At 45.5% G+C, this 22,173-nt stretch carries 22 protein-coding genes and 1 pseudogene; 18 read left to right on the top strand and 5 right to left on the bottom strand.

All coding sequences use genetic code 11. The features are described from left to right. The first annotated feature begins 137 nt into the window (after nucleotides 1-137). Nucleotides 138-1,820: a M20/M25/M40 family metallo-hydrolase gene (locus tag ACRRNK_RS12120; RefSeq protein WP_433943010.1), complete on the top strand. Its 1,683-nt coding sequence runs from the start codon at nucleotides 138-140 to the stop codon at nucleotides 1,818-1,820. Nucleotides 1,821-1,879: 59 nt separating this feature from the next. After that, complete coding sequence (locus ACRRNK_RS12115; protein ID WP_433943009.1) at nucleotides 1,880-2,428, top strand: GNAT family N-acetyltransferase; 549 nt, start codon at nucleotides 1,880-1,882, stop codon at nucleotides 2,426-2,428. Between the two features lie 78 nt (nucleotides 2,429-2,506). Here ACRRNK_RS12115 and ACRRNK_RS12110 read toward each other — a convergent pair whose 3' ends face one another. After that, nucleotides 2,507-3,082: a hypothetical protein gene (locus tag ACRRNK_RS12110; protein WP_433943008.1), complete on the bottom strand. Its 576-nt coding sequence runs from the start codon at nucleotides 3,080-3,082 to the stop codon at nucleotides 2,507-2,509. 121 nt (nucleotides 3,083-3,203) lie between these two features. Here ACRRNK_RS12110 and ACRRNK_RS12105 point away from each other — a divergent pair, with 121 nt between their 5' ends. Beyond that, on the top strand, nucleotides 3,204-3,710 hold the full coding sequence (locus ACRRNK_RS12105; RefSeq protein WP_433943007.1) for a GNAT family N-acetyltransferase: 507 nt from the start codon (nucleotides 3,204-3,206) through the stop codon (nucleotides 3,708-3,710). Between the two features lie 113 nt (nucleotides 3,711-3,823). Here the strand turns inward: ACRRNK_RS12105 and ACRRNK_RS12100 are convergent, their stop codons facing one another. Continuing rightward, complete coding sequence (locus ACRRNK_RS12100) at nucleotides 3,824-4,876, bottom strand: hypothetical protein (RefSeq protein WP_433943006.1); 1,053 nt, start codon at nucleotides 4,874-4,876, stop codon at nucleotides 3,824-3,826. Nucleotides 4,877-5,028: 152 nt separating this feature from the next. Between ACRRNK_RS12100 and ACRRNK_RS12095 the strand changes: the two genes are divergently transcribed. The 4 genes and pseudogenes from ACRRNK_RS12095 (at nucleotide 5,029) to ACRRNK_RS12080 (ending at nucleotide 8,185) form a co-directional block, all read left to right on the top strand. Next, nucleotides 5,029-5,229, top strand: coding sequence for a DUF4177 domain-containing protein (locus ACRRNK_RS12095; protein WP_433943005.1), 201 nt, complete (start codon nucleotides 5,029-5,031; stop codon nucleotides 5,227-5,229). A gap of 80 nt (nucleotides 5,230-5,309) precedes the next feature. Then, complete coding sequence (rbsK, locus tag ACRRNK_RS12090) at nucleotides 5,310-6,194, top strand: ribokinase (RefSeq protein ID WP_433943004.1); 885 nt, start codon at nucleotides 5,310-5,312, stop codon at nucleotides 6,192-6,194. Between the two features lie 21 nt (nucleotides 6,195-6,215). Next, a pseudogene (locus tag ACRRNK_RS12085) lies at nucleotides 6,216-6,356 on the top strand (D-ribose ABC transporter substrate-binding protein); the annotation flags it as partial. A 209-nt stretch (nucleotides 6,357-6,565) separates the two neighbouring features. Further along, entirely contained in the window at nucleotides 6,566-8,185 is a 1,620-nt protein-coding gene (locus ACRRNK_RS12080; protein WP_433943003.1) for a stalk domain-containing protein, read from the top strand. 42 nt (nucleotides 8,186-8,227) lie between these two features. Here the strand turns inward: ACRRNK_RS12080 and ACRRNK_RS12075 are convergent, their stop codons facing one another. Beyond that, the gene (locus ACRRNK_RS12075; protein ID WP_433943002.1) at nucleotides 8,228-8,458 is read right to left on the bottom strand and encodes a hypothetical protein; all 231 of its coding nucleotides are present in this window, start codon (nucleotides 8,456-8,458) and stop codon (nucleotides 8,228-8,230) included. 295 nt (nucleotides 8,459-8,753) lie between these two features. Here ACRRNK_RS12075 and ACRRNK_RS12070 point away from each other — a divergent pair, with 295 nt between their 5' ends. The 5 genes from ACRRNK_RS12070 (at nucleotide 8,754) to ACRRNK_RS12050 (ending at nucleotide 16,072) form a co-directional block, all read left to right on the top strand. Next, nucleotides 8,754-9,170, top strand: coding sequence for a hypothetical protein (locus tag ACRRNK_RS12070; protein WP_433943001.1), 417 nt, complete (start codon nucleotides 8,754-8,756; stop codon nucleotides 9,168-9,170). Next, complete coding sequence (locus ACRRNK_RS12065; RefSeq protein ID WP_433943000.1) at nucleotides 9,160-10,446, top strand: ammonium transporter; 1,287 nt, start codon at nucleotides 9,160-9,162, stop codon at nucleotides 10,444-10,446. The genes ACRRNK_RS12070 and ACRRNK_RS12065 overlap by 11 nt, the downstream gene beginning before the upstream one ends. Before the next feature lie 349 nt (nucleotides 10,447-10,795). Beyond that, nucleotides 10,796-14,830 (top strand): S-layer homology domain-containing protein, encoded by a 4,035-nt coding sequence (locus tag ACRRNK_RS12060; protein ID WP_433942999.1) that lies wholly within the window; start codon nucleotides 10,796-10,798, stop codon nucleotides 14,828-14,830. Nucleotides 14,831-14,981: 151 nt separating this feature from the next. After that, nucleotides 14,982-15,365, top strand: a complete 384-nt coding sequence (locus ACRRNK_RS12055) for a nuclear transport factor 2 family protein (protein WP_433942998.1) — start codon at nucleotides 14,982-14,984, stop codon at nucleotides 15,363-15,365. 32 nt (nucleotides 15,366-15,397) lie between these two features. After that, entirely contained in the window at nucleotides 15,398-16,072 is a 675-nt protein-coding gene (locus tag ACRRNK_RS12050) for a formylglycine-generating enzyme family protein (protein ID WP_433942997.1), read from the top strand. Nucleotides 16,073-16,235: 163 nt separating this feature from the next. Here the strand turns inward: ACRRNK_RS12050 and ACRRNK_RS12045 are convergent, their stop codons facing one another. Both ACRRNK_RS12045 and ACRRNK_RS12040 read right to left on the bottom strand, forming a co-directional pair. Then, nucleotides 16,236-16,562: an ArsR/SmtB family transcription factor gene (locus tag ACRRNK_RS12045; protein WP_433942996.1), complete on the bottom strand. Its 327-nt coding sequence runs from the start codon at nucleotides 16,560-16,562 to the stop codon at nucleotides 16,236-16,238. A gap of 1 nt (nucleotide 16,563) precedes the next feature. Then, nucleotides 16,564-16,965, bottom strand: a complete 402-nt coding sequence (locus ACRRNK_RS12040) for an SRPBCC family protein (RefSeq protein ID WP_433942995.1) — start codon at nucleotides 16,963-16,965, stop codon at nucleotides 16,564-16,566. A gap of 153 nt (nucleotides 16,966-17,118) precedes the next feature. Here ACRRNK_RS12040 and ACRRNK_RS12035 point away from each other — a divergent pair, with 153 nt between their 5' ends. From ACRRNK_RS12035 to ACRRNK_RS12010, 6 genes are all read left to right on the top strand, one after another. After that, entirely contained in the window at nucleotides 17,119-17,259 is a 141-nt protein-coding gene (locus ACRRNK_RS12035) for a hypothetical protein (protein ID WP_433942994.1), read from the top strand. Nucleotides 17,260-17,430: 171 nt separating this feature from the next. Further along, nucleotides 17,431-18,363 (top strand): hypothetical protein, encoded by a 933-nt coding sequence (locus ACRRNK_RS12030; RefSeq protein ID WP_433942993.1) that lies wholly within the window; start codon nucleotides 17,431-17,433, stop codon nucleotides 18,361-18,363. Between the two features lie 76 nt (nucleotides 18,364-18,439). Further along, nucleotides 18,440-19,177 (top strand): ABC transporter ATP-binding protein, encoded by a 738-nt coding sequence (locus tag ACRRNK_RS12025; RefSeq protein ID WP_433942992.1) that lies wholly within the window; start codon nucleotides 18,440-18,442, stop codon nucleotides 19,175-19,177. Further along, nucleotides 19,170-19,916 carry an ABC transporter permease gene (locus tag ACRRNK_RS12020; RefSeq protein ID WP_433942991.1) on the top strand — a complete coding sequence of 249 codons (747 nt, stop codon included), beginning with the start codon at nucleotides 19,170-19,172 and terminating at the stop codon, nucleotides 19,914-19,916. The genes ACRRNK_RS12025 and ACRRNK_RS12020 overlap by 8 nt, the downstream gene beginning before the upstream one ends. A gap of 17 nt (nucleotides 19,917-19,933) precedes the next feature. After that, nucleotides 19,934-21,412, top strand: coding sequence for a sensor histidine kinase (locus tag ACRRNK_RS12015; protein ID WP_433942990.1), 1,479 nt, complete (start codon nucleotides 19,934-19,936; stop codon nucleotides 21,410-21,412). Next, nucleotides 21,409-22,095: a response regulator transcription factor gene (locus ACRRNK_RS12010; RefSeq protein WP_433942989.1), complete on the top strand. Its 687-nt coding sequence runs from the start codon at nucleotides 21,409-21,411 to the stop codon at nucleotides 22,093-22,095. Before ACRRNK_RS12015 ends, ACRRNK_RS12010 begins: the two co-directional genes overlap by 4 nt. The last annotated feature ends 78 nt before the right edge of the window (nucleotides 22,096-22,173 follow it).

The raw sequence follows: 22,173 nt of genomic DNA, 5'->3' as shown, positions 1-22,173 counted from the left end.
TTCATTTAAATATATTACCAAATCCAACTCAACTTGGTACTGCAGAATTTTACAATAATGGAATGGATTTTTTTAACATAATTAAGTAGAATCAAAGGGATTGTATCCAGGAAGCTTTAAAAAAGGAGGTAAGTGATATGCCACGAAATGTACTTGTCAGGTGGGGGAGAAGGGCAATCCTGCTCTTACTTCTTGTTGGAACCATATTTGTGGGTCTGCTGTCCATTCAAGCACCCAGTCCAGTACCGTCTGATGCTCCCCCCGATAAATTCTCCTCAGCGCGAGCGTTAACGAAGCTGAGATCAATAGCACAGGAGCCGCATCCTGCGGGAAGTGCAGTACATAATGAAGTCCGTGATTATTTGGTATCTGAGCTAAAGGGGCTTGGTCTCAATCCAGAAATTCAGAAAGCGGATGTCCAAATGGACGAGGATGATAACAGTAATAATGCTACAGTAGGCATCGAGAATATCATTACAAAAATTTCTGGAACTGCGAACAGTAAAGCCATCATGATCACGGCACATTACGATTCAGTGGCGAGAGGCCCTGGCGCAGCAGATGATGGATCTGGCATTGCAGCTATGCTGGAGACGATACGTGCGCTGAAGAATTCCGCTCCGCTTAAGAACGATCTCATTATCCTGATGACAGATGGGGAGGAGAAGGGATTACTAGGCGCGGAGGCATTTATGAGGCAACATCCGTGGGCTAAGGACGTGGAGCTTGTACTTAATTTTGAAGCGCGAGGCAATAAAGGGCCATCTTTCATGTTCGAGACAAGTGATCAGAATGGCTGGCTGATCAAGGAGTTTATTGAAGCGGCTCCTCAGCCCATCGCTTATTCGCTGGTCTACAACGTCTATAAGTTAATGCCCAATGATACCGATTTGACCGTATTTCGCATGGGTGGATTAAGTGGCATGAATTTTGCTTTTGGCATGGGGGTTAATGCCTATCATCAGCCAATAGATACGGTAGACAATCTGGATCCATCCAGTCTACAGCACCAAGGAGAGTATATGCTGAGTTTGACACGTCATTTCGGACAGCTTGATTTAAGAGATATTACCGAAGAGAATCGAATATATTTCAATCTTATTGGATGGAAAATGGTCAGTTATCCGGAATCGTGGGCGATTTGGTTAGCTGGCGTTGGTTCGTTATTATTTCTTGCAGCTATAGGGTATGGGATAAGCCGCGGAAAATTAAGCTTGAAAGGGACATTAGGTGGTTTTTTTGTATCGCTGCTAAGTGTGCTTGTTGTATTTGGCTTGGTTACCTTGATTTGGGGTGTATTAGTCTTCGGAATGAACCATGGTCGTAGCATAACGACATTGATAACACCGGAGGTAAGTCTGTACTACTATATAGGCCTGCTTGTGTTCATGCTTCTTATTGTGATACTTCTAATTCGCCGGCTATCGGGCTATCTAAGAACTAATAATCTTTGGGCAGGCACGCTTCTATTATGGGCAATCCTCTCCGTATTGACTGCCTTGTATCTCCCGGGTGGAAGCTATCTGTTCGTATGGCCCATGATATTCAGTGTAATCGGGTTGGTTGTGTCCCTTGTTATGACAGAGGGAAGATGGAGATGGTTATCATTATGCTTCTCATTACCTGGATTCCTGTTAATGACCCCGATTTGTTATATTGTTTACATTTTGATCACACTGCAAGTGGCACCGGCTGTTATAGTTCTGCCAGCCTTGGCTGTGACATTACTATTTCCATCAATGAGCAGGCCGTCAAATAAGATTCCTATAATTCTTGCTAAAGACCGCCATTCTAAGGGAGTTCCTACCGGGGGATATTAATAATTTGAAGGTAACGGAGTTTTATTTATTGAAGAATCTATTACTTAGGGGAGATCAGAATGCAGCCCATCATTGAAACAGAGAGATTATTTCTAAGACCATTTAAATTACCAGATGCAAGCAGAGTTCAAGAACTCGCGGGGGATATAGAAGTAGCTAGAACAACCTTGTCAATTCCCTATCCGTATCCTGATGGAGCGGCTGAATCCTGGATTAGTGCCTGTAATCATAATTCAGATGCTGGGAATGGATTTCCTTTTGCTCTAGTTAGTAAAGAAAGTAATGTCCTAATAGGTTGTATGAGTATAAATATAGCCTCACCTCATCAAAGAGGGGAACTTGGTTATTGGTTAGGCAGAGCATTTTGGGGTAAGGGTTATGCTACTGAAGCGGCAAAAGCATTAATTCATTACGGATTTGAAGATCTGAAGTTAAACAAAATATGGGCGGCGGCAATGGCTGCTAATCCTGCTTCCTCCAATGTTATGACTAAAGTGGGTATGAAATTTGAAGGTGAATTTAAGCAACACATTTTAAAAGGAGACAAATTTGAGGATTTGGTCTATTACGGAATGACTAGAATGGATTATGAAAATATGCGCAGCTAAACAAAAAGAGGGCAAATCGCCCTCTTTTTGTTTAGCTGCTCTATATTATAGCTTGCCTAAGATAGGAATGTATCCTTATTATTTCCTCACAAATTGCTTCTGCTTCACAATACCTTTAGTGGTCAGCTGATATACGCTAACATCGTAGGTTCCGGTTGAACGTTCCGCGTTAGAATCTTTGGCGGGATCCCAGTTCGGATTGAGGCGTTCCACGGCAACTTCGAAGGAATCGACCTTGAGAAATTTAGCCATTACTTCGGTTCCGCTGAACTTCTTCTTAACGAATACACGTCCGTTCGCGTGAACCCCTAGAAGATCAATGCCGATGCCGCCGCTGGCACCTATATAGTAGCTGGAATACAGAAATGTGTCTCCGTTTGCAGATACCGAGAATTGAACGTAGCCGCTGCCTTCAAAATCATTCTTCGCACTCCATATCTTCTTACCATTAAATTTAATGACGGGAAACAGTCCATCACCTGACTCTTTATCAATCACCATGCAGCTGCTCAGCTTCATTGGGAATTTCTTGGCGTTCAGGGCCAGATTGAGCTCAGGATACAGCTTAGCCGTATATTTCGTGGCTTTAGCCCCGGCTAATCCTGCGGGCAGCAGTAGAGTTAGGATAAGGACAAACGCAAAAACTTTCTTCATGAAGTAATCTCTCCTTATAATTATGTATACTTATAGAATCGACTATTTAGTTTATTTCTGTTAGACAAGAACTAACTTAATATCTATACTCTTGAAAATTTGAAAGGATGGGGTTCTTCTGATGAGTATGAATCGTTCACTTGTAGAGCTTAGTCCAGCAGCGCTTCACGAGCTACCTCTCGTACTAAACTTATGGAAAGAAGCTGGACAATGGCTGAACGGGAAAGGAATTTCACAGTGGGATGTGGAGGCATTAAGGTTGGAAGATGTACTCGATTACTATCATAATGATCAGTCTGAAATATTTATTGCGAGATATGAAGGGGACATTGCCGGTTCCCTGGTTGTTCTTTGGTCAGATCCAGCAGTATGGTCAGACTTGGATGATGGACAAGCGGGATATATCCATAAGCTTGTGATTAATAGAGCATATGCAGCGCAGGGCATCGGGAAGGAATTGCTTGAACTTGCAGGGGAATACATAGCGGACAGAGGTAGGAATGCTATCCGATTAGACTGTATGGAGAAGAATAAGAGACTAAATAGTTACTATAAGGAGCTGAACTTTAAATTTATAAGATGCAAGGAAAGCTGGGGTATTAATTTGTACGAGAAAGCCTTGAGATAGCAAAAATAGGGTGCGATCAATTTACATAGAGCCCTGATTAATTGGAGTAATGGTGTAGATGTGGAGCAGGCTTAATAGGTCAACTATTGTTCCCGCTCCACAAAATTGCAAGTTTAGTCCCCGCCTCCGCCTCCGCAACTACTGCCGCAGGATGAACCACTGCTGCAAGAAGAACTGTTGCAAGATGAGTTATTGCAGGAAGAGTTGCTGCTGCAAGATGAACCACTGCAGCTGCCCGAAGAACAGTCTGGGTTGCAGGAATCCGCTCCCCCTGAGCCGCAAGCCGAAGATGAAGTACAGCTAGAAGTGTCTTTTCGATCAGGCTGCTGCTCAGGTACCATATGATTCACAAAGTTATCGGGGTCATTAAACGAGAAGAATACCGCCGAGGTTAACAGTAACTCCGTGTTCCGAAAATCCATTTTGTGGTCTGGAGTGAGCTGTTCTTCAGCAATCCCGATACGGAACTGGAGATTATCGAGTATTTTGTCAATCGCTTTGCGTGCTTCAGGTGAATTCTCATAAGCCCAAGCGTTAAAGCGGCTCTGGGGTTCCAGCCCTCCGATGGGATACCTATACAGTTCGAGTTCCTCCTTGGGAAGAGGATTCCTGAAGAATGCTCCCCAGATCTGCGCACTGTGATAATTCCAGCCGAACAGTTCTACATATATAAGGTCGAACCAGGCACGTTCATAGGGCATGGGAATCGAAGGTTCTCCATTAGGAGCATGGTGGAGCATCTGTCCCAGGAACCGGTTGGAGAATTGTTGATACTCATGGGTGTACATGAGCATCTCATGCCAGATCTCGTCAACAGCCCTGCTGAACATAGGAACCTGCTTTAGAATCGAACACATGATAAAGAACCGCTTCAATTCTACCCATCGCCATTCGTATTCAAGTTCTGTTATATTCGGATGCTCTGACAGAACACGCTGCTTTAAGGCATGGGACCAATCCGATGAAATGGAATTCTCTAGCTTGATGGCCAGTTCATAGGCTGGGCCTCCTGGCTCCGATAAGGAGGGAGCCGCAGGCGCCTTACGGAATCGCCTGGCTAACGGATTCAACCGATGTGCGCTTTGTCTGCTGCGTATACTGCGGATCATAGATAATGCAAATAGAATGATGACAAAGATCGTCACAATCAATAAGATGACTTTCATTAAGGCGCTCCCTTCATTCATGTAATTAATAACATTATTACAAAATTTTGAAGCTATGCAAAGAGCAACTCAGGTGGTTCTATCAGACCTTACTGGATATAATTAGCGTATATGATGCTATTCTATTAAGTTAATCTGAAAGGATGAAAGAGATGGAACCGTGGGAATACAGAACGATAAAGTTCAAAACTGGTGGATTTCTGGGCGGCAAGATTGACGAGCAGAAGTTTCAGGAAGAACTGAATGGATATGGTCAAGAGGGCTGGGAGCTGGTCTCTTGTTTTGATACAAGTCAATATGAGGGTGCATCCCGGGATATTATTGTTGTTTTTAAAAGAAAGAAAATGTTCTGATCCAGCATTATTAAATAATCATAATGTCTTCTGCAAATTTAGCACTAATGAAGTGGAAGCGGCAAGGAAGGTGGCTGGACATGGTAAAGATCGGTGTGATTGGCAGCTGTGCGGTGGATCTGGTTGTAACTTCGGATAAGCGTCCTGGCGCGGGCGAGACCGTACTAGGTGAGAGCTTCAGGACCGTTCCGGGAGGAAAAGGGGCCAACCAGGCGGTTGCGGCTGCCCGGCTAGGGGCTGAGGTAACCATGATCGGCCGGGTAGGTGAGGATAATTTTGGTGAAGTCATTTTGAACAATTTCAAATCAAATGGTGTCTCTATTAGCCATGTGGAGCCGGTTGCAGATATAGAAAGCGGAACAGCCCATATCGTTCTGGCTGAAGGCGATAACAGTATAGTGGTCGTTAAAGGTGCCAATGATCTAGTAACCCCGGAATATATTAAGCAGAAGCTTAATGTAATTCAGGACATGGACATAATCTTGATCCAGCAAGAGATTCCAGAGGAAACCGTTGTCCTTGTCAGCCAAATCTGTGCACAGGCGGGCATTTCACTCCTGCTGAATCCGGCACCTGCCCGGGAAGTAGACCCTTCAGTTATAGAGAATGCAGCTTATCTTACGCCGAATGAGCACGAGGCAGCTTTGTTATTTGGCGGACTGAGTCCAGCGCAGGCGCTTCGGCAATATCCGAACAAGCTGTTCATTACGGAAGGGGCTCAGGGAGTCCGGTATTATGATGGCAGGCGGGAAGTGCTTGTCCCGGCTTTTAAGGTTGAAGCCGTTGATACGACGGGGGCTGGCGATACTTTCAATGCTGCATTTGCCGTAGCCTTAGCTGAAGGTCAACCCATCTATGAGAGTGTAATGTTCGCTAACCGTGCGGCATCATTATCAGTGACGAAATTTGGAGCACAAGGTGGTATGCCTACACGAGAAGAAGTAGAGGCAAGTCTCCAGTCATAGAGAAACATGACTTCCGATTCCAAGGCAGGCAAGCTGACAGCTACTATAGCCCAACAGACGGAGTTGAGTGGTTAATTGGCTGTGAAGGCAGCAAAGGACGTCCTGCAGGGCAAAAAGGTGGAGAAATCGATACCCGCACCACTTAAGCTGGTAACCAAATAACTAAGTTCTACAGAAGCCATTTCAGATTGTTTCATCTGAAATGGCTTTTTGGTGTGCAATTTAATAGTCCTTTTAACATTTCCTCTTTTATCCAAATGTATATTTCAGGTAAAATTAAGATTGGGGAAAGGAGGTTGAAAGACAAACCATATATGATGTAACAGGCTTAGTCATTCAAAAAGTAAAGTCTCCTTGAAAGGTGGATTTAGATGAAGGGAAAACTGTTAACTAGAGCAGGACTAGTAAGTTTAGTTCTCTCGCTGAGTGTAACCGCAGGTGCGGCTTTTGCGGAGAGAGAGGCAAATCCGAAGAACTTGGTGCCTCTTCGGGCCTATGCTGAGCAACTGGGCGGTAAGGTAAAGTGGGACCACGGGACCCGGACAGCGACCATTTATCGACTTGGACACTCGTATTCGGTCACCATTGGGAAGGATCAGGCGGTGGTCGATGGTACAGTACGAAGCATTATTGCACCGATTAGTGAGGACGGAACTACATATGTATCACTTCAATTCTTGCAGGATGCTCTAGGAACAACCGCGGGTTGGAACTCGCAGAACGGAGTCATTCTGGACAAGGAGGATATTACCGATAAAGCAATTATATTTACTCAGCAGGCATTTGGTAACCCATCCGCACTTCCGAATCTTGCGCTTAGCGACAATCTGAAATCCGCACTTTCTGCTGATGTACTCAGCAAAGAGATCACTGCTCTAACAGGGCAGCTTGGGGCCTATAAAGGAATCGAGAGCGCGGCAACCGATTCTAATTCTGTTCACCAAAATGTGACATTAAATGTTACATTTGAACGAACTTCCCTTCCTGTAACGATTAGATTCAAGTCAGAAGGGGAGATTGATGATATTTTCTTTAATACAACCGGAGCTGAAGCTCCTTATAGCAAACCTGGCTATGATAAACCTGAGACCTATACGGAGAAAGATGTAGTAATTGGTCAGGGGACGTGGGCTCTTCCGGGTACATTGACTCTTCCGGCAGGATCAAGCAAAGGTCCCTTCCCGGTTCTGATACTTGTTCAGGGATCAGGTCCGAATGACCGGGATGAATCACTGGGCGCGCTGAAGCCATTCCGAGATCTAGCCGTAGGCCTGGCTTCAAAGGGAATTGCAGTTCTTCGTTATGAGAAAAGAACCCGCGAATACCCGCATCAATATGCGGCAAATCCATCAGCAACGATCAAAGAGGAAGCTTTGGATGACGCTTTGGCAGCCGTGGATCTGATGTCGGGGACGGAGGGAATTGACTCGAAGTCCATCTATATACTGGGGCATAGTCAGGGTGGGTTTATGATGCCAAGACTACTTCAGGCGGATACAAGTCACCGAATTGCAGGTTCAGTTATCATGTCTGGTCCGGGCGGTAACTTTTTCGATCTGTTAATTGAACAATTCAACTATTTGGCAGGTCTGCACCAAATGCCTCAGGCAACCCTGGATCTCTATAAGACCCAGTTCGCTTTGCTGAATAGCAAAGACTTCGATCCGGCACACCCGCCTAAAGATTTCATTCTTCCGAAATGGTGGGTTGATCTGCGAGGATATGAGCCTGCGGAAATGGCGAAGACTCAAAGCGGGCGCATGCTCGTTCTACAGGGGCAACGGGATTATCAAGTTCCTGCTGCGCAGCTGGATATCTGGAAGAATGCACTTAAGAATCGTTCCGATGTGGTATACAAACTGTATCCGAAGCTGAATCATTTTTATTCTGAAGGCGATGGCGCACTCAGTACACCTTCGGAATATTGGAAGCCGGGCAATGTTCCCGAATATGTCATTGACGACATAACTAAATGGATACAAACCCGCTAGTCTCAAAAAAAGCAGGATACCCCGAGGTATCCTGCTTATCTATTATGATGCACAACCAGCACATTCTATATAGTTGTCACCAACGGCTTTGCTAATACTTAGAAGATCACCCATCTTAATGTCATCTTCGGTAGTGAATTCATAGTCATAAGCTGTCTCCAAAGCAAGCTGAAGGGCTTTCTCTTTACTTTCTGCCAGAACGCTGATTTGTTCTTCTTTGCCTGTTGAAATGACTTGGTAAGCAAAGGTATAACGAAGCGTCTCTTGTTCCATAGTATCACCTCCTGAATCTATGTATAGCACATTTCACAATCTAGATGTGAGAATCTAATTATACACTAACTATAAGTTATTTGCCTACTTATAGATACTATTCTTAATGCATCAGTTTATAATTGAGCGACAATTGGGTAAAAATTAGCAGAAAAGGCTGCTCATGTCTAACTTGAAGTTGGAGATGAGCAGCTTCTTCTGCTAACTGTATTAAAAACATATGTAATAAATGTTGACATAGAAGAAAAATGAAAATACAATCAGATAAGTAACCTAACGTGTGAGGAGACCTGACATGGATGTAATAGATGAATTATATCAGCGTGTTGCCTTTCAAATTTCAACAAGTGAATTCATTCTTATCATACAATCATTGGTCCGGAAAAAACAAGACGATATTGATTACATTAAGAATAAAATTGCACACTATGAGCAAAAAAGGAGGAAGGAGGAAGCGATGTACCAATCGCTCTCTCCGCTCCGCAAGCTTTTTACCGGGCGGCCACCGAGTCATCATACAGCTGTGGAATACATGGTATATGTTAAGGAACCTTTCAAGAAGATTGAGGTCATCAAAAGGGAAATCAGAGAGTTGGAACGAGTTCTAAAACGAATTCAGGATAATCCTGACGCAGATGAAATTATACTGCCGAATCAAATCATTAATCAGCTTACCCAGCAGGAAAGAGAGGATCTGTTAAATGAACGTTGAGTCCTTGCACTCAGGTCTGGATACCGTATGGGTTGTCCTTACAGCGGCTATGATCCTTCTCATGGAAGGCGGGTTCGCGTTAGTTGAGGCCGGATTTGTCCGGTACAAAAATAATGTGAACATTATTATGAAGGTTTTTGCCGATATTACGATCGGAACGTTATGCTATTATGTCGTTGGATTTGCCTTAATGTATGGTAAAGATATGTGGGGGGCAATTGGCACAAGTGGTTTTATGCTTCATGGGGACTTGTCTCATCTGAACTTCTCCATTTCAGTTGATACGTATTGGCTCTTTCAAGCGGCCTTCGCGATTGCGGTCATCTCGATCGTATCCGGAGCCGTGGCAGAGCGGATTAACTTTCGAGTCTACCTGCTCTACATTGTACTTATGACAGCACTGATCTACCCTATCGCGGGTCACTGGGTGTGGGGAAGTGGATGGCTTGGAGCTCTGGGGATGCGGGACTTTGCCGGTTCAGCAGTTATTCATGCACTTGGAGGATTCTCAGCACTCGCTGCCGCAATTGTAATCGGTCCCCGAAAAGGTAAATTCACCTCTAAAGGAGCCAGTACGATTTCGCTTCCAAGTAACCTGCCGCTCGCTTCGGTTGGGGCATTCCTGCTGTGGTTCGGCTGGTTCGGATTCAATGCGGGTAGTACGCTGACGGCCTCCGATGTCCGAATCGGACATATCGCCGTAGTTACGATGCTATCTGCGGCGGCTGGGGGGGCGAGCACTCTTGTGTATACGCTCATAAGGTATAACCGGTCCGATGCTCCTTCGGTTATTAACGGATCTCTCGCCGGACTTGTCGGAATAACTGCCGGTTGTGCTTTTGTCAGTGACGGAGCTGCTATTTTTATTGGGGCTGTGTCAGGACTTCTGATGATGGCTGCGACGAATTGGCTGGAAGCGAGAAGGATCGATGATCCGGTCGGGGCTTTCCCCGTTCACGCTGTCTCCGGAGTGTGGGGAACGCTGGCTACAGGCCTGTTCGCACGGGAAGGCGGACTGTTGTATGGTGGGGGATGGCACCTGTTGGGTGTTCAGGTTCTTGGCTTAGCGGTCCTTTGCGTCTGGGGCTTCGCTCTTACCTGGCTGGGTCTCAAGCTCATCAACCGGTGGATTCCCGTACGTTCGACTGAAGAAGAGGAAGAGATTGGACTCGATATTAGCTATCACGGTGTGATGGCTGCTCATAGGGCGCATGATTTCATTGATGATGAGGAACGCTTGTTTAACGAAATTATGCGTGAACAAGAAGAACACTAAGAATAGTGGCCTTGGGACAGCATGCTAAAGTCTGTCTCGAAAAGTAAATGGTATTGGAAATTAGGCAGTTAAATAATCCGCAGCGAAGAAGGCAAGCCCGAGGCTTGTCTTCTTTTGCGCGTTAGCCATGTTTTTAAATAGCTTTTTCATCTCCTCGAGGAGTATGGATAAACAGGTTGAAGTTTATTCGACTTTTTACGACAAAATTCGCAATATTGTCTTTAGTTTAATACTGTAGATGCCGATATATTCTTGTGGTATCTCATTACTGTTATGGATTCAGCTGTTAACTGGGCCAAGAATTTGAGGACCTAATATACCAATTCTAAAATATGAAAGGGGAGAGCTTATGAGACCTACACCCAGAAAATGGCTCATCGTATTAACACTCACTGTTCTCGCAGCTCCAGCACCTTTTCAGAGTGTCGCGTTGGCAGCCAATGATATCGCTTTAGCAAGTACTTCAGAGCGGCTTCCTTTTAAAGATATTGGCAAATTAACTTCTGAGCAAAAGACAAACATTCTTCAAGCCGTTCAAGCAGGCCTCCTGCATGGTGACCCCTCAGGATCGTTTCGTCCATCGGACCTTCTGACTCGTCAAGAGATGGCGGTGTTATTAACTCAAGTCTTGAAGCTGCCTACCCAGCACAAAGCAAGCAGTTTCACCGATGTAGAAGGCAGCAGCTGGTCGAGCCCTTATATTGAAGCCGTGCATCATGCGGGGATTATGAATGGGGATGGCAACGGGAAGTTCAGGCCTAAAGGCAAAGTTACCAAGGAGGAGACGGCAGTTCTGCTTATGCGGGCTGCACAGCTTTCCGTGGCAGCAGACTCAGCAGAAACTAAGGTGGCGGATTGGAACCGCGTTAGTGAGTGGGCTAAGCCATCCGTTGCGGCAACACTTCAGTCGGAATCTATGCCTTTGATGAATAACAATTTTGAACCCCGGTCAGAGGTTAAACGTCAGGATATAGCCGGGTTCATGCTTTCCACCTTCTTTCCCAAGGATCATCTAGCTTATCTACAGCGCCTTGAAGACGGGAAGGTATGGATTAACGGTATAGAATACAAAGTCGCCGACTCGGTAAAAGGCGTGCTAAATCCGGGTAACCGTGAGGTGCTGAAAGAAGCGGGAATTGAATTCACCGCGGATCAGCGTACAATTCAGTCTATTTCCAAGCTAGAGATTCATTCAAGTGGCCAAGCCGCATCCCAATCCGCTCCAGAATTTAGCGGTAACCTCGTTCTGGATGGTCATGGCTCCACAATCAATGGGGACTTGTCTATTGCAGGAGACTATGTATCTGTCACGAATCTGAACGTTACTAACAACTTTACGATTACTTCGAATCTAGAACATGACTTCTACGCATCCCATTTGAAGGTAGCGGGAGTGTCGAAGATTCAAGGTGGCGATGAGAATACCGTATTATTCGATGCATCACAGCTGCAGAATGTTGACATATCCAAGCAAAATGTGCACGTTGTTACCCAAGGTGATTCCTCAGTTGAGCAAATGACACTTAATTCCAATGCGTCAATTGAAAATGATGCGTCCTCCACGCTTAAGCAAGTGACCGTTCAATCAGGTGCACAGCAGGTAGAATTACAGGGGACCATTCTGCAATTAACAGTCAACAGTGACCAGCCAACGACCCTGACAGGTGGCGCGGCTATTGCAACCGTCGTTGTGAATAATTCCGCGTCAGTGAATCTTTCGGTATCAGGAACAATCTCAAATTTACAAGTGAATAATCCATCTGCCAATGTTAGTGTCAGTCCAACTGCAAATATTACAAATACTTCCCTAGCACCAGGAGTATCATCTTCAACTGTTTCTGGGAGCGCGGCCGGAACAGGGACTCCTTCAGTTGGAGCGCCTGCTCCTGTTGTTACCAACACAGCACCTGTGCTCGGGACAAAATACAGCGATCAAGCGATCACAGTGGGAGATGCTGATTTGGAGGTTGATTTGCTTGGTCATTTTACCGATGCCGAGCAATCGGTTCTAAAGTATACAGCCGCATCTTCAAGTTCAGCGATATGTACTGTAAAAGTTCAAGATACCCATTTAATCCTGAAGGCTGTTGGCAAAGGCACTGCGACAATTACAGTTGCTGCGGATGACCAAGCTGGCAAGAAATCCGGAACTACCTTTAAGGTCAAGGTTAACGCACCTCCGGTTTCGATCGGCATTCCGGATCAGAATAAGGAGATGGGGAGTGGGGATGTAACGTTAGCTCTGAACACCCTGTTCAGTGACCCAGACAATGACCCATTGTCATACGAGGTTTCAATTACCGATCCGACCATCGCGACGTATACACTGACAGGGGATCAGCTTGTGCTCACCCCAGCCAAAGCTGGGAAGTCGAATGTTACAGTTAAAGCATCTGATGGCCGAGGTGGCAGCCTAAGCAAGACCTTTGAACTGACGGTTACCGCGGCGCCGAATCAAGATCCGATAGTGAATCAGACGCTAGGGAACGTTATGCTTACCGTAGGGGATAACGATGATACAGTAGACCTGTCTTCAGTGTTTAGTGATCCAGATCACGATTCACTCACCTATGAAGCGGAGTCTTCTGATACGTCTGTTGCAACGGTTACCGTGAACGGAACCCAGGTTAATATCCATGCGGTATCGTCAGGTATAGCGCATATTCTTCTTACAGCTAATGACAGTCATGGGGGGACAGTCAATACTTCCTTTGATGCTGTAATTAACCAACCACCTACCTCAGTGGGAATACCGGATCAAACCAAAGAGATCAGCACAGGCGATATCCATCTGACCTTAAACAGCATGTTTGATGATCCAGATCATGATACCTTAACCTATACTGCTCAGGTTGATGATTCAACCATTGCGACTGCCAGCATAAATGGTGATGTTCTTACTCTTACTCTTCTGAAGACGGGAGAAACAGATATTTCTGTAAAAGCATCCGACAGCCGAGGAGGCGAAATCACTCGGAGCTTCCACGTCATTGTCACGGCAGCGACGCCGCAGAATCAGAAGCCGATCGTTACGAATACCCCGGCCAATCAGTCGCTTACCCTAGGTGAGGCTGATTATTCACTTGAGCTTGGATCTGTTTTTGCCGATCCCGATAGTGACCCATTGACTTTCGAAGCGGTATCTTCCGATAGTGATATAGCTACTGCAGTCATTAATGGGACAGGATTACAAATTCACGCTTTGAAATCAGGAACGACCACGATTCAGGTTAAAGCTAATGACGGATATGGAGGCGTGGTGAGCACGTCCTTCCAGGTTGAGGTTAACACCGCTTCAACACCGGCTCCAGACCCGAATCCTGACCCGAATCCGAGCGGTTCGAACCACACACCTGTTGCTGTAAGCACGATTTACGAGCAAGTGTTGACCATGAGCGTAACCAATCCCAGATCCTACGATCTGAGTCAATTGTTCGATGATCAGGACGGTGACTCTTTAACATTTACGGCCGTGGCACAGCAAGCTGATATTGTGAATCCAGTGATTAATGGAAGTATGTTGACCCTTACTCCTGGTAATTCAACGGGAAGCACCAAGATCACCATTACAGCGGATGATGGACAGGGGGGCAAGGGAACTTATAATCTAGACGTTCGAAATGCGCCGCTTGTGGCTAATGGGAATCTTGAAATACGCACAAAACAGTCGGTGGTTGATCCGATTACTATTGATTTATCGGCTTATTTTCCAAATGAAACGTCCTTTAAGGTGTATTCAGGGACTCCAGACTCTACATTTACTGGCCCAACCACGCTGAATGGGACAACCTGGGTATGGAACGGAGATCAGTTCCTATCGTACTGGGTCATTGGTGCCAACGGTTCAGCAGTTGTTATTCATGTTACTGCGGCTCCACAAGGTCCTGAAGATCTGTATTTCTCACAGTATTTATCGATAGATAATACTCGTAATGCGATTGAGCTCTTTTTCAATCCGGTTGGAGATACGTCTAAGCCGGTAACTGATGCATATTCTTTGGAAATTCATCAATATAATCCGACAACAAATACACCGAAAGTATGGAGTCAGGATCTCTTTCAATTCTATAAGGGAAATCCTTATATATTCATTGACTCGACGTTCTACGATTATTTCGATCTGATTAATGCTTCGTATTACAACGATGAGTTGGCGTTATTTCAGTCCAATACCAATGTCACCACCGGTTATATTCTGAAAAAGAACGGTCAGATCATTGACGTGCTGGGCAACCCATACGGGACTACCCAGTTCATGCCCAAGGGCGGTACGATTATTCGCAAATCAGGAATTAGATCAGGTTCGTCTTCCTTTAGTCAAGCTGGGGAATGGAATACGTTTCCTGTAAATACACTTCAATATTTTTCACATCATACTCCGTAACGACACCGCCCCGATTCTATTCGTGAATAGATCGGGGTGTTTTTAATATATTGGTTCTATCAACAAGTTAACTTGAAAAATATTACAATACACAATAATATAAAAAGCAAATATACAAATATACATATGATAATTAGAGAGGAGAAAGACAATGAGCAGTGATCTAACCAAAGAAATTATTAATAAATACATTGAGGCCTACAACGCCTTTGATACTGAGGGTATGGCTAGATTTTTACATAAAGATATCGTGTTCAGAAATTTCTCCAATGGAGAGGTTAACACAGAGACCAATGGAATAGAAGAGTTTAGAGAGCTGTCGGAAAAGTCGGCACAAATGTTCTCAAGCCGATGTCAGACAATTACGAGTTACATAGCTATAGATGACAAAGCAGAAGTGCAGATTGATTATGAAGGGGTTTTAGCTGCTGATTTGCCTAACGGAATGAAGGCTGGCGATAAGATCAGACTACAAGGGAAGTCTGTATTCCAGATCAAAGATGATAAGCTGGTATTAATTGAAGATTACAGTTGATTGATTGTAGAACAATCGAACGGAGGAAGATAGTGTCAATCATAAGGGATCCTGCCGACTATCCGCTCATTAACATTTCCTCAGGAGAAGTTCATCTAAGGGATGACCGTATCAAAACATCGTGGACGGCTCAAATCGATGCTTTTCGGCTTGCGCCAATTCCTGTAACGAAAGCTTTATATGGCTTGATTATGCATCAGACAGATGAGGATCTTGAAGATAACGTACCGGTTACGGAAGTATCTTGGAATGATGCAATTGCTTTCTGTAATCGGTTCTCCCGGCAGTCGGGCTTGGAGGAATGTTATACAGTGAGCAAAGACGGTACGGATGTAGCATGGAAAAGGCAGGCCAGTGGCTATAGGCTTCCTACGGAAGCGGAATGGCAATACGCCTGCCAGGCGGGAACAGTTGGATATCGGTACAGTGATCTGGACAACATTGCCTGGTATAGAGGCAATTCGGAAGGCAGAGTCCGCAAGGCGGGGGGAAAAGAACCGAATGCGTGGAAGCTCTACGATATGCTGGGCAATGTCTGGGAGTGGTGCTGGGATATTTATGATCCGAACGTGTACGGTTCATACAGGGTTTTCCGAGGGGGCAGCTGGGCGGAGGAAGCCAGAGGCTGCGGAGCAACGTGCCGCCGCCGCAGTCATCCGACATTTCGTATCGATGATCTCGGTTTCCGGCTTGCCAGGTCTATGTAAGCAGCTCTTTTGTAAGTTATCGGATTTCTTGATTTATCCCAAAGCAGCGATGGATCCGGAGACATAGATATAAGAAAAAGCTGCCGGGATTGTCCCGGCAGCCTGAAGACCGCTGAAGCGGTCTTTTTTTGTTGCTTGTTGTTCCGAGTCAGCTAGCTTTTACTTAGGTATCCTCAGACTCAACGTAGTTTTTAAGCAGGGCCATTTTATTGTCCCAAAATCGTTCATAGAAGCTAAGCCACCGCTTCAATTCAGTGAGCGGCTCTGGATCGAGACGGTAGCGGGTCTCCCGGCCAACCTTTCTCTCTTGGACTAGCCCTGCATCCGCGAGTATTCTCAGATGCTTGGATACAGCCGTTCGGCTGATTGGAAAGTGTCCGCTTATTGCGGTAACGGGCATCTCCTGCGAGGCAAGCATCTTAAGTAGACTGCGGCGGGTCGGGTCCGCAATGGCATGAAAGACATCATGCTTCGCGGCCGCTGTATCCATGCTAGGCCCCGACATATTTGCCGAGACGCTGCCCAATCTCCGCCCAGCCATGATTCATATTGTTGTAAGGTACTTGATCCGCGGCATCCCAGCCGGCATGGATCAGAGTGAACTCCGTCTGCCCGTTCATTTCCTTCAATTCAAAAGTAATGGTCCAGTTCTTGGCCCAACTGAACGAAAGCTTGGCAGGGGGATCAAGCTCGGTTACCTTACAGGGATTCTTGCCATATGGGCCAGCGTCAAGATAGAATTCGTGTCCGAGCTCTGCCTTAAAGTCGTTGGGCATGAACCAGGCGGCCATGCCTTCAGATGTGGCTACAGCATCCCACACTTTGTGGATAGGGGCATTAAAAGTAAAGGTGTGCCGAATGTCCGGCAGTGAATTTGAATTGGAATTGCTCATGTGATTTGACCTCCGATGATTTAATTGCAATCTGGTTGTATGATTAATGCGAAACCAAAAGGTTTCCATTTGTGATTATATGACACCAAATGGTTTCGTGTCAATGTATGAAACTTACCCCAGTCGATCATGTTAAGACAGGAGGTGATCGATTTGACAGGAAGAAACAATAAGCCCAAGAATACAGGCCCGGCAGCCAGCCCCAGCCGGCTTGATCAATTCGGGCAGGAGCTTGCGGAAGATATGGTAACCAAAGTCGTTAAGGGCAATACATCAAGACGAGAAGAGAAGTAGGGAAGAGGTTAGAAGCAGCAAGTCTCCGAGCATTTGAGACTTGCTGCTTTTTGTTTAAAGGTCTTATTCTCTTGTTTATTTAAGAAAATTTTAATAAATGGTTCACTGGCAATTTATTTTTTATTTCTATCATAGCAATTGTAGTTAATTACAAAACACAGGAGGATGTATATGAAAAAGAAATGGTTAGTGTTAGGAAGTACAGTGGGGCTGAGTGCGGCGCTTATGGTAACTACAGGCCTCAGCGCGATGGCGAGCACATCGGGTTATGAAGCTTACAAGTCTGCCTTGAAGAACACCAAAACAGTTCAGAGTGTTACCTTGCAGGCAGCCGCTAACATTCAGGATAATGGCAAAGTTTTGGGAACGGCTAATGCGCAGTTTAAGCTGAATGTGAAGAGCGGGAAAGCAAGCGGGAATACAGATGTCACGGCAGGCGGAGAACATCAGAAGCTTAGTATTTACAACCAGGATGATCAGATTATTCTGAAGCCGGATAGCAGCGATACTTACTATGTGAAGCAGGAGAAGGATGAGGCAAGGTTCCATAAGATGGATCATTCTAAAGCCATGGACCCTGAAACCTCCCGCCAGGTAGAAACGGTTATTGATGCGCTGGTCGGCAATCTGAAAGATTATGTGAACATGGATTCGGCGGCGGACGGTTCCAAACAGATCTCCCTGCAGCTAGATAATGCGCAGCTTCCTGCCGTTGTCAACGCGATTGCACCTCTTGCTATTAAAGAAGCAACCAAACATAGAGATGAGCTTCAGTCTAAAGACAGCAAGCCTCAGGCCATCCCATTCCATAACGATGTCTTGAAGAATGAAGTTCCACAGCTTACCCAAGATATCAAGATTGATCATATCTCTGTAAAAGCGACTGTAAATGCGTCTAATTACATTCAGCACCAGGAAGCTGACCTTACGGTATCAGGTAAAGACAGCAGCGGTGCAGCTCATCAGCTGATCATTCATCTGCAGGCTGACTTCTCCGGCATTGACAGCACAACACCGGATACCCTTGATTTGAAGGGGAAGAAAGTTGAAACCTTGAAATCGAGCCATGAAGGCGCGTTTAAGGGCAGAGAAAATAACAAATAACGATCATTCACCGAGGGGACAGATAGGTACCTTCAACAACCTGTCTGTCCTTATTTTCTTATTTGGAGGGATATAATTGGATTCCATACTGAAGGCGGTTAACCTAGGCAAACGATATGGACATAACAGAGGCATACATGAGATTGATCTTGAGCTTCATGCAGGGGATGTATACGGATTGCTGGGTCCCAATGGGGCTGGCAAGACCACTTTTCTGAAGGCGATTACCGGATTAATCCGATATGACCAGGGGACGGTATCCTTATTTGGTGAACAGGGCGTGGTGAGTCTTGACAAGGGTCTCGAACGGGTCGGGTGTATGATTGAATCTGCGGACTTCTATGAATTCCTGAATGCGAGACAGTACCTTAGGAGCGTAGCCAGGTTCCATCCGCATATTAAGGCCCAAAGGATTGATGAGCTCCTTGAATACGTCGGGCTTGGCTATGTGCGGAATGAGAAGATCAAAGGCTTCTCAACCGGGATGAAGCAGAAGCTTGCGCTTGCAGCAGCCGTCCTGCCGGAGCCGAAGTTCGTGATTCTTGACGAGCCTACGAATGGGCTGGACATTGAAGGCGTTGTTATGTTCCGTAAGCTTATACAGAAGATGTCGGAGGAGAAGAAGACCACCTTCCTTATTTCAAGCCATATGATTCATGAACTTGAGCAGCTATGCAACCGGGTGGGCATTGTTGTGCAGGGGCGCCTGATCAAGGAAGGCTACGTGACAGACCTGCTTACACTTAATCAATCTCTTGAGGCGTTCTATATTGAGCAGCTTCAAGGCTCGAAGGAGAAGGCTCAGTATGCATAAATGGAAAGTATCTTACTTTAACGAGCTTATGTTGTTATTTTATCGCAAAAAAGTCATCTTGATCGCCATATTCTCGGCAATTCTCCCGGTGTTAATCGCCTTCGCCCTTAAAGGTCTTGAGCCGCTGCTTGCTCTTCTTGCTGTAGGTCCATCATTTCCTATTGAGATGCTTAGCCTGTACACAGGCCTCTGGATTCCACTAGTGATCCTGACGCTCACAGCGGATCTGTTCCCACATGAAGTTGCGTCCAGAACCCTTAAGCTTGCATTTCTAAGACCGGTTACAAGGTTTCAAGTGTTCATGAGTAAAGTTGCCTCATTGGCTACGGCGGTTGGCGGAATACTGGTCATTCTGTTCATTACTACATTGCTATGCAATCTCTTTGAAGGAACTATGAACGGCCTCGGCGAAGTTCTAAGTAACTTGACAGCCTACGCCGCAGCTTTTATCGCTATGCTTGCGGTATCCGCTGTATTTGTGTTCATAGCCCAATTCTTCAAAAGCGTTAGCGGGTTCGTTATTGTTGCGATTGTGCTGTATGCGGCTTTTAAAATTGCACCCTTTCTGTTAAGCTCCTTCTCGGCATTCTCGCCCTTGAACTATACAGACTGGCACATGTTATGGCTGAGTTCCTATGTGCGGTCAGGTACACTGTTAACAGGCACCCTGTTCCTTCTGGCCAGCTGTGTGCTATTCTACTCACTGGGCTATTACAAATTCGATCGTACTCAGGTCTAAGAAAAAGGAAGATGTGGATGTCAATCCGGTTAAAACTAATCTTGTCCTATGCGGCCATGCTGGTGGTTCCTCTAGTATTGATGGTGATTACTGCCTTATTGCTAACGTTTGTGTTTAGAGGTGATCTTCAGGCTCTTCATGAAAAATATGGTTATTCGAAGGATTACTATGAGGATCACAATCTGGAACGCTTGGTGAAGGAACTGGGCAGGACGGTGAAGAACAATCCTTCCACATTGTCTGATCACGAATATTTAGGAGAGGTTGAAAGTGAGCTCGAGATCAGTAATTCCAATCTGATTGTACGAAAGAATGGTCAATTCGTATATGTGCCGCCTTCTTTTAAAAATAAGGATGTCTTAGAGTTGTTATCTAAGTATGAAGACAAAAGTACGGATAGGAAGAATGAATCGTTCAAGTATGGCAAAGAGTCGCTCAGTATGACGCAATTCAATTTCACTTATGAAGATCATCTGCCGGGAACCGTATTTGTGATTACCAGCGTGAATTCTGTGGTTCATTTCGTGCAAAAGTTCGCTGTTATCTTATTCTTTAGTCTAATTCTCATCCTGATTCTAACTCACAGTCTGCTTACTTATTTCGTATCCCGAAGTATCATCCGGCCCTTGCACAAATTAAAAGACGCCACAAAGCGAATAAAGTCGGGAGATTTGGACTTTGAGCTTCAAATTGCGAACAAAGATGAGATTGGGGAGCTAAGTCTGGCATTTGAACAAATGCGTGTACGGCTTAAGGATTCCATTGAAACCCAGCTACAATATGAAGAGAACCGCAAAGAGCTGGTCTCGAATATCTCGCATGACCTGAGGACGCCGCTTACGGCGATCCGTGGTTATATAGAAGGAATTGGAGATGGAATCGCGGATACCCCGGATAAAGTGCGGAAATATATTGATATTATCTCGCTCAAGGCAGAGGAGATGGATCATTTGATAGATGAGCTGTTCCTATACTCCAAGCTGGATCTTAACCGTCTTCCGTTTCATTTCGAACAGATCAACCTGAAGTCATTCCTTCTGGATTGGTCGGAGGAATTGCTGTTTGAGCTTAATAAGCAGGGAGTCGAGTTCGTGTCTGATATCCAGGTTGCTGAGGAGACCAAGATCTCGATTGACCGTGATAAGATCCGGCGGGTGTTCTCGAATATTATCAGCAACAGCTTGAAATATATGAATAAATCGCAGAAGGAAATCGAGCTAAAAGCTTATGAAGCAGCAGATAATCTGATTCTCTTCATTTCAGATAACGGTCTAGGAATTGATGAAGAGGCTCTTCCTTTTGTTTTTGAACGGTTTTACAGAGAGGACCCCTCACGAAGCAGCGTTACGGGGGGGAGCGGTCTTGGCCTTGCCATTGCAAGACAGATGATTGAAGGTCATAAAGGAAGTATCCAGGCAGAAAGTGTGAAGGGCGTAGGAACCAGTATCAAAATCACACTCCCGCTTATTTCAAATGAAGAGGGTGATCAGGCTTGAAAAATATTCTTATTGTAGAAGATGAACAGCTTATTGCAGAGCTCGAAAGAGATTATCTGGAAGTGAGCGGTTATCGGGTTGATCTTGCCTCGGACGGTCAGAAGGGGCTTGAGCTGGGGCTTAGCGGACAGTATGATCTGATCATTCTGGATTTGATGCTGCCTGTCCTGAATGGGTTCGAGGTCTGCAAGCAGATTCGCGACAAGCTGAATGTACCCATACTCATGGTTACGGCCAAGAAGGAAGATATCGACGTAATCAGAGGCCTTGGCCTTGGGGCTGATGATTATATTACGAAGCCCTTCAAGCCAGGGGAGCTGGTTGCAAGAGTCAAGGCTCATCTTGCCAGATATGAGCGGTTAATCGGAGATAAGGCCGTACCGAACGAAATTCGCATCCGTGATCTAAGGATTGATGCAGATTCAAGAAGAGTGTTTCTTCAGGAGAATGAAGTTTCGCTGACGACGAAAGAGTTTGATCTGCTGCATTTTCTTGCACAGAACCCTAACCGGGTCTTCAGCAAGAATCATCTGTTTGACAGCGTGTGGGGATTCGATTCCTTAGGCGATGCCCAAACCGTGACCGTTCATATCCGCAAGCTGAGAGAGAAGATCGAGACTGGACCGTCCAGAACCGATTATATTGAGACCGTCTGGGGTGCGGGATACCGTTTCCGGAACTGAGAAGAGCCTGAGAATTCAGGCTTTTATTTTGGACAAATTCGGGTCTCGACGTCCTGAACTAAAAGAAAAGAGGACATG

The sequence above is a fragment of the Paenibacillus sp. SN-8-1 genome (genome assembly GCF_050995535.1).
Taxonomy (GTDB): domain Bacteria; phylum Bacillota; class Bacilli; order Paenibacillales; family Paenibacillaceae; genus Fontibacillus.
This window is presented reverse-complemented; position numbering and strand designations above follow the sequence as displayed.

Bases quoted from the DNA above. Each gene is read 5' to 3' on its own strand.
- ACRRNK_RS12120 (WP_433943010.1), top strand. From the start codon at position 138: ATGCCACGAAATGTACTTGTCAGGTGGGGGAGAAGGGCAATCCTGCTC.
- ACRRNK_RS12115 (WP_433943009.1), top strand. From the start codon at position 1,880: ATGCAGCCCATCATTGAAACAGAGAGATTATTTCTAAGACCATTTAAA.
- ACRRNK_RS12110 (WP_433943008.1), bottom strand. From the start codon at position 3,082: ATGAAGAAAGTTTTTGCGTTTGTCCTTATCCTAACTCTACTGCTGCCC.
- ACRRNK_RS12105 (WP_433943007.1), top strand. From the start codon at position 3,204: ATGAGTATGAATCGTTCACTTGTAGAGCTTAGTCCAGCAGCGCTTCAC.
- ACRRNK_RS12100 (WP_433943006.1), bottom strand. From the start codon at position 4,876: ATGAAAGTCATCTTATTGATTGTGACGATCTTTGTCATCATTCTATTT.
- ACRRNK_RS12095 (WP_433943005.1), top strand. From the start codon at position 5,029: ATGGAACCGTGGGAATACAGAACGATAAAGTTCAAAACTGGTGGATTT.
- rbsK (WP_433943004.1), top strand. From the start codon at position 5,310: ATGGTAAAGATCGGTGTGATTGGCAGCTGTGCGGTGGATCTGGTTGTA.
- ACRRNK_RS12080 (WP_433943003.1), top strand. From the start codon at position 6,566: ATGAAGGGAAAACTGTTAACTAGAGCAGGACTAGTAAGTTTAGTTCTC.
- ACRRNK_RS12075 (WP_433943002.1), bottom strand. From the start codon at position 8,458: ATGGAACAAGAGACGCTTCGTTATACCTTTGCTTACCAAGTCATTTCA.
- ACRRNK_RS12070 (WP_433943001.1), top strand. From the start codon at position 8,754: ATGGATGTAATAGATGAATTATATCAGCGTGTTGCCTTTCAAATTTCA.
- ACRRNK_RS12065 (WP_433943000.1), top strand. From the start codon at position 9,160: ATGAACGTTGAGTCCTTGCACTCAGGTCTGGATACCGTATGGGTTGTC.
- ACRRNK_RS12060 (WP_433942999.1), top strand. From the start codon at position 10,796: ATGAGACCTACACCCAGAAAATGGCTCATCGTATTAACACTCACTGTT.
- ACRRNK_RS12055 (WP_433942998.1), top strand. From the start codon at position 14,982: ATGAGCAGTGATCTAACCAAAGAAATTATTAATAAATACATTGAGGCC.
- ACRRNK_RS12045 (WP_433942996.1), bottom strand. From the start codon at position 16,562: ATGGATACAGCGGCCGCGAAGCATGATGTCTTTCATGCCATTGCGGAC.
- ACRRNK_RS12040 (WP_433942995.1), bottom strand. From the start codon at position 16,965: ATGAGCAATTCCAATTCAAATTCACTGCCGGACATTCGGCACACCTTT.
- ACRRNK_RS12030 (WP_433942993.1), top strand. From the start codon at position 17,431: ATGAAAAAGAAATGGTTAGTGTTAGGAAGTACAGTGGGGCTGAGTGCG.
- ACRRNK_RS12020 (WP_433942991.1), top strand. From the start codon at position 19,170: ATGCATAAATGGAAAGTATCTTACTTTAACGAGCTTATGTTGTTATTT.
- ACRRNK_RS12015 (WP_433942990.1), top strand. From the start codon at position 19,934: ATGTCAATCCGGTTAAAACTAATCTTGTCCTATGCGGCCATGCTGGTG.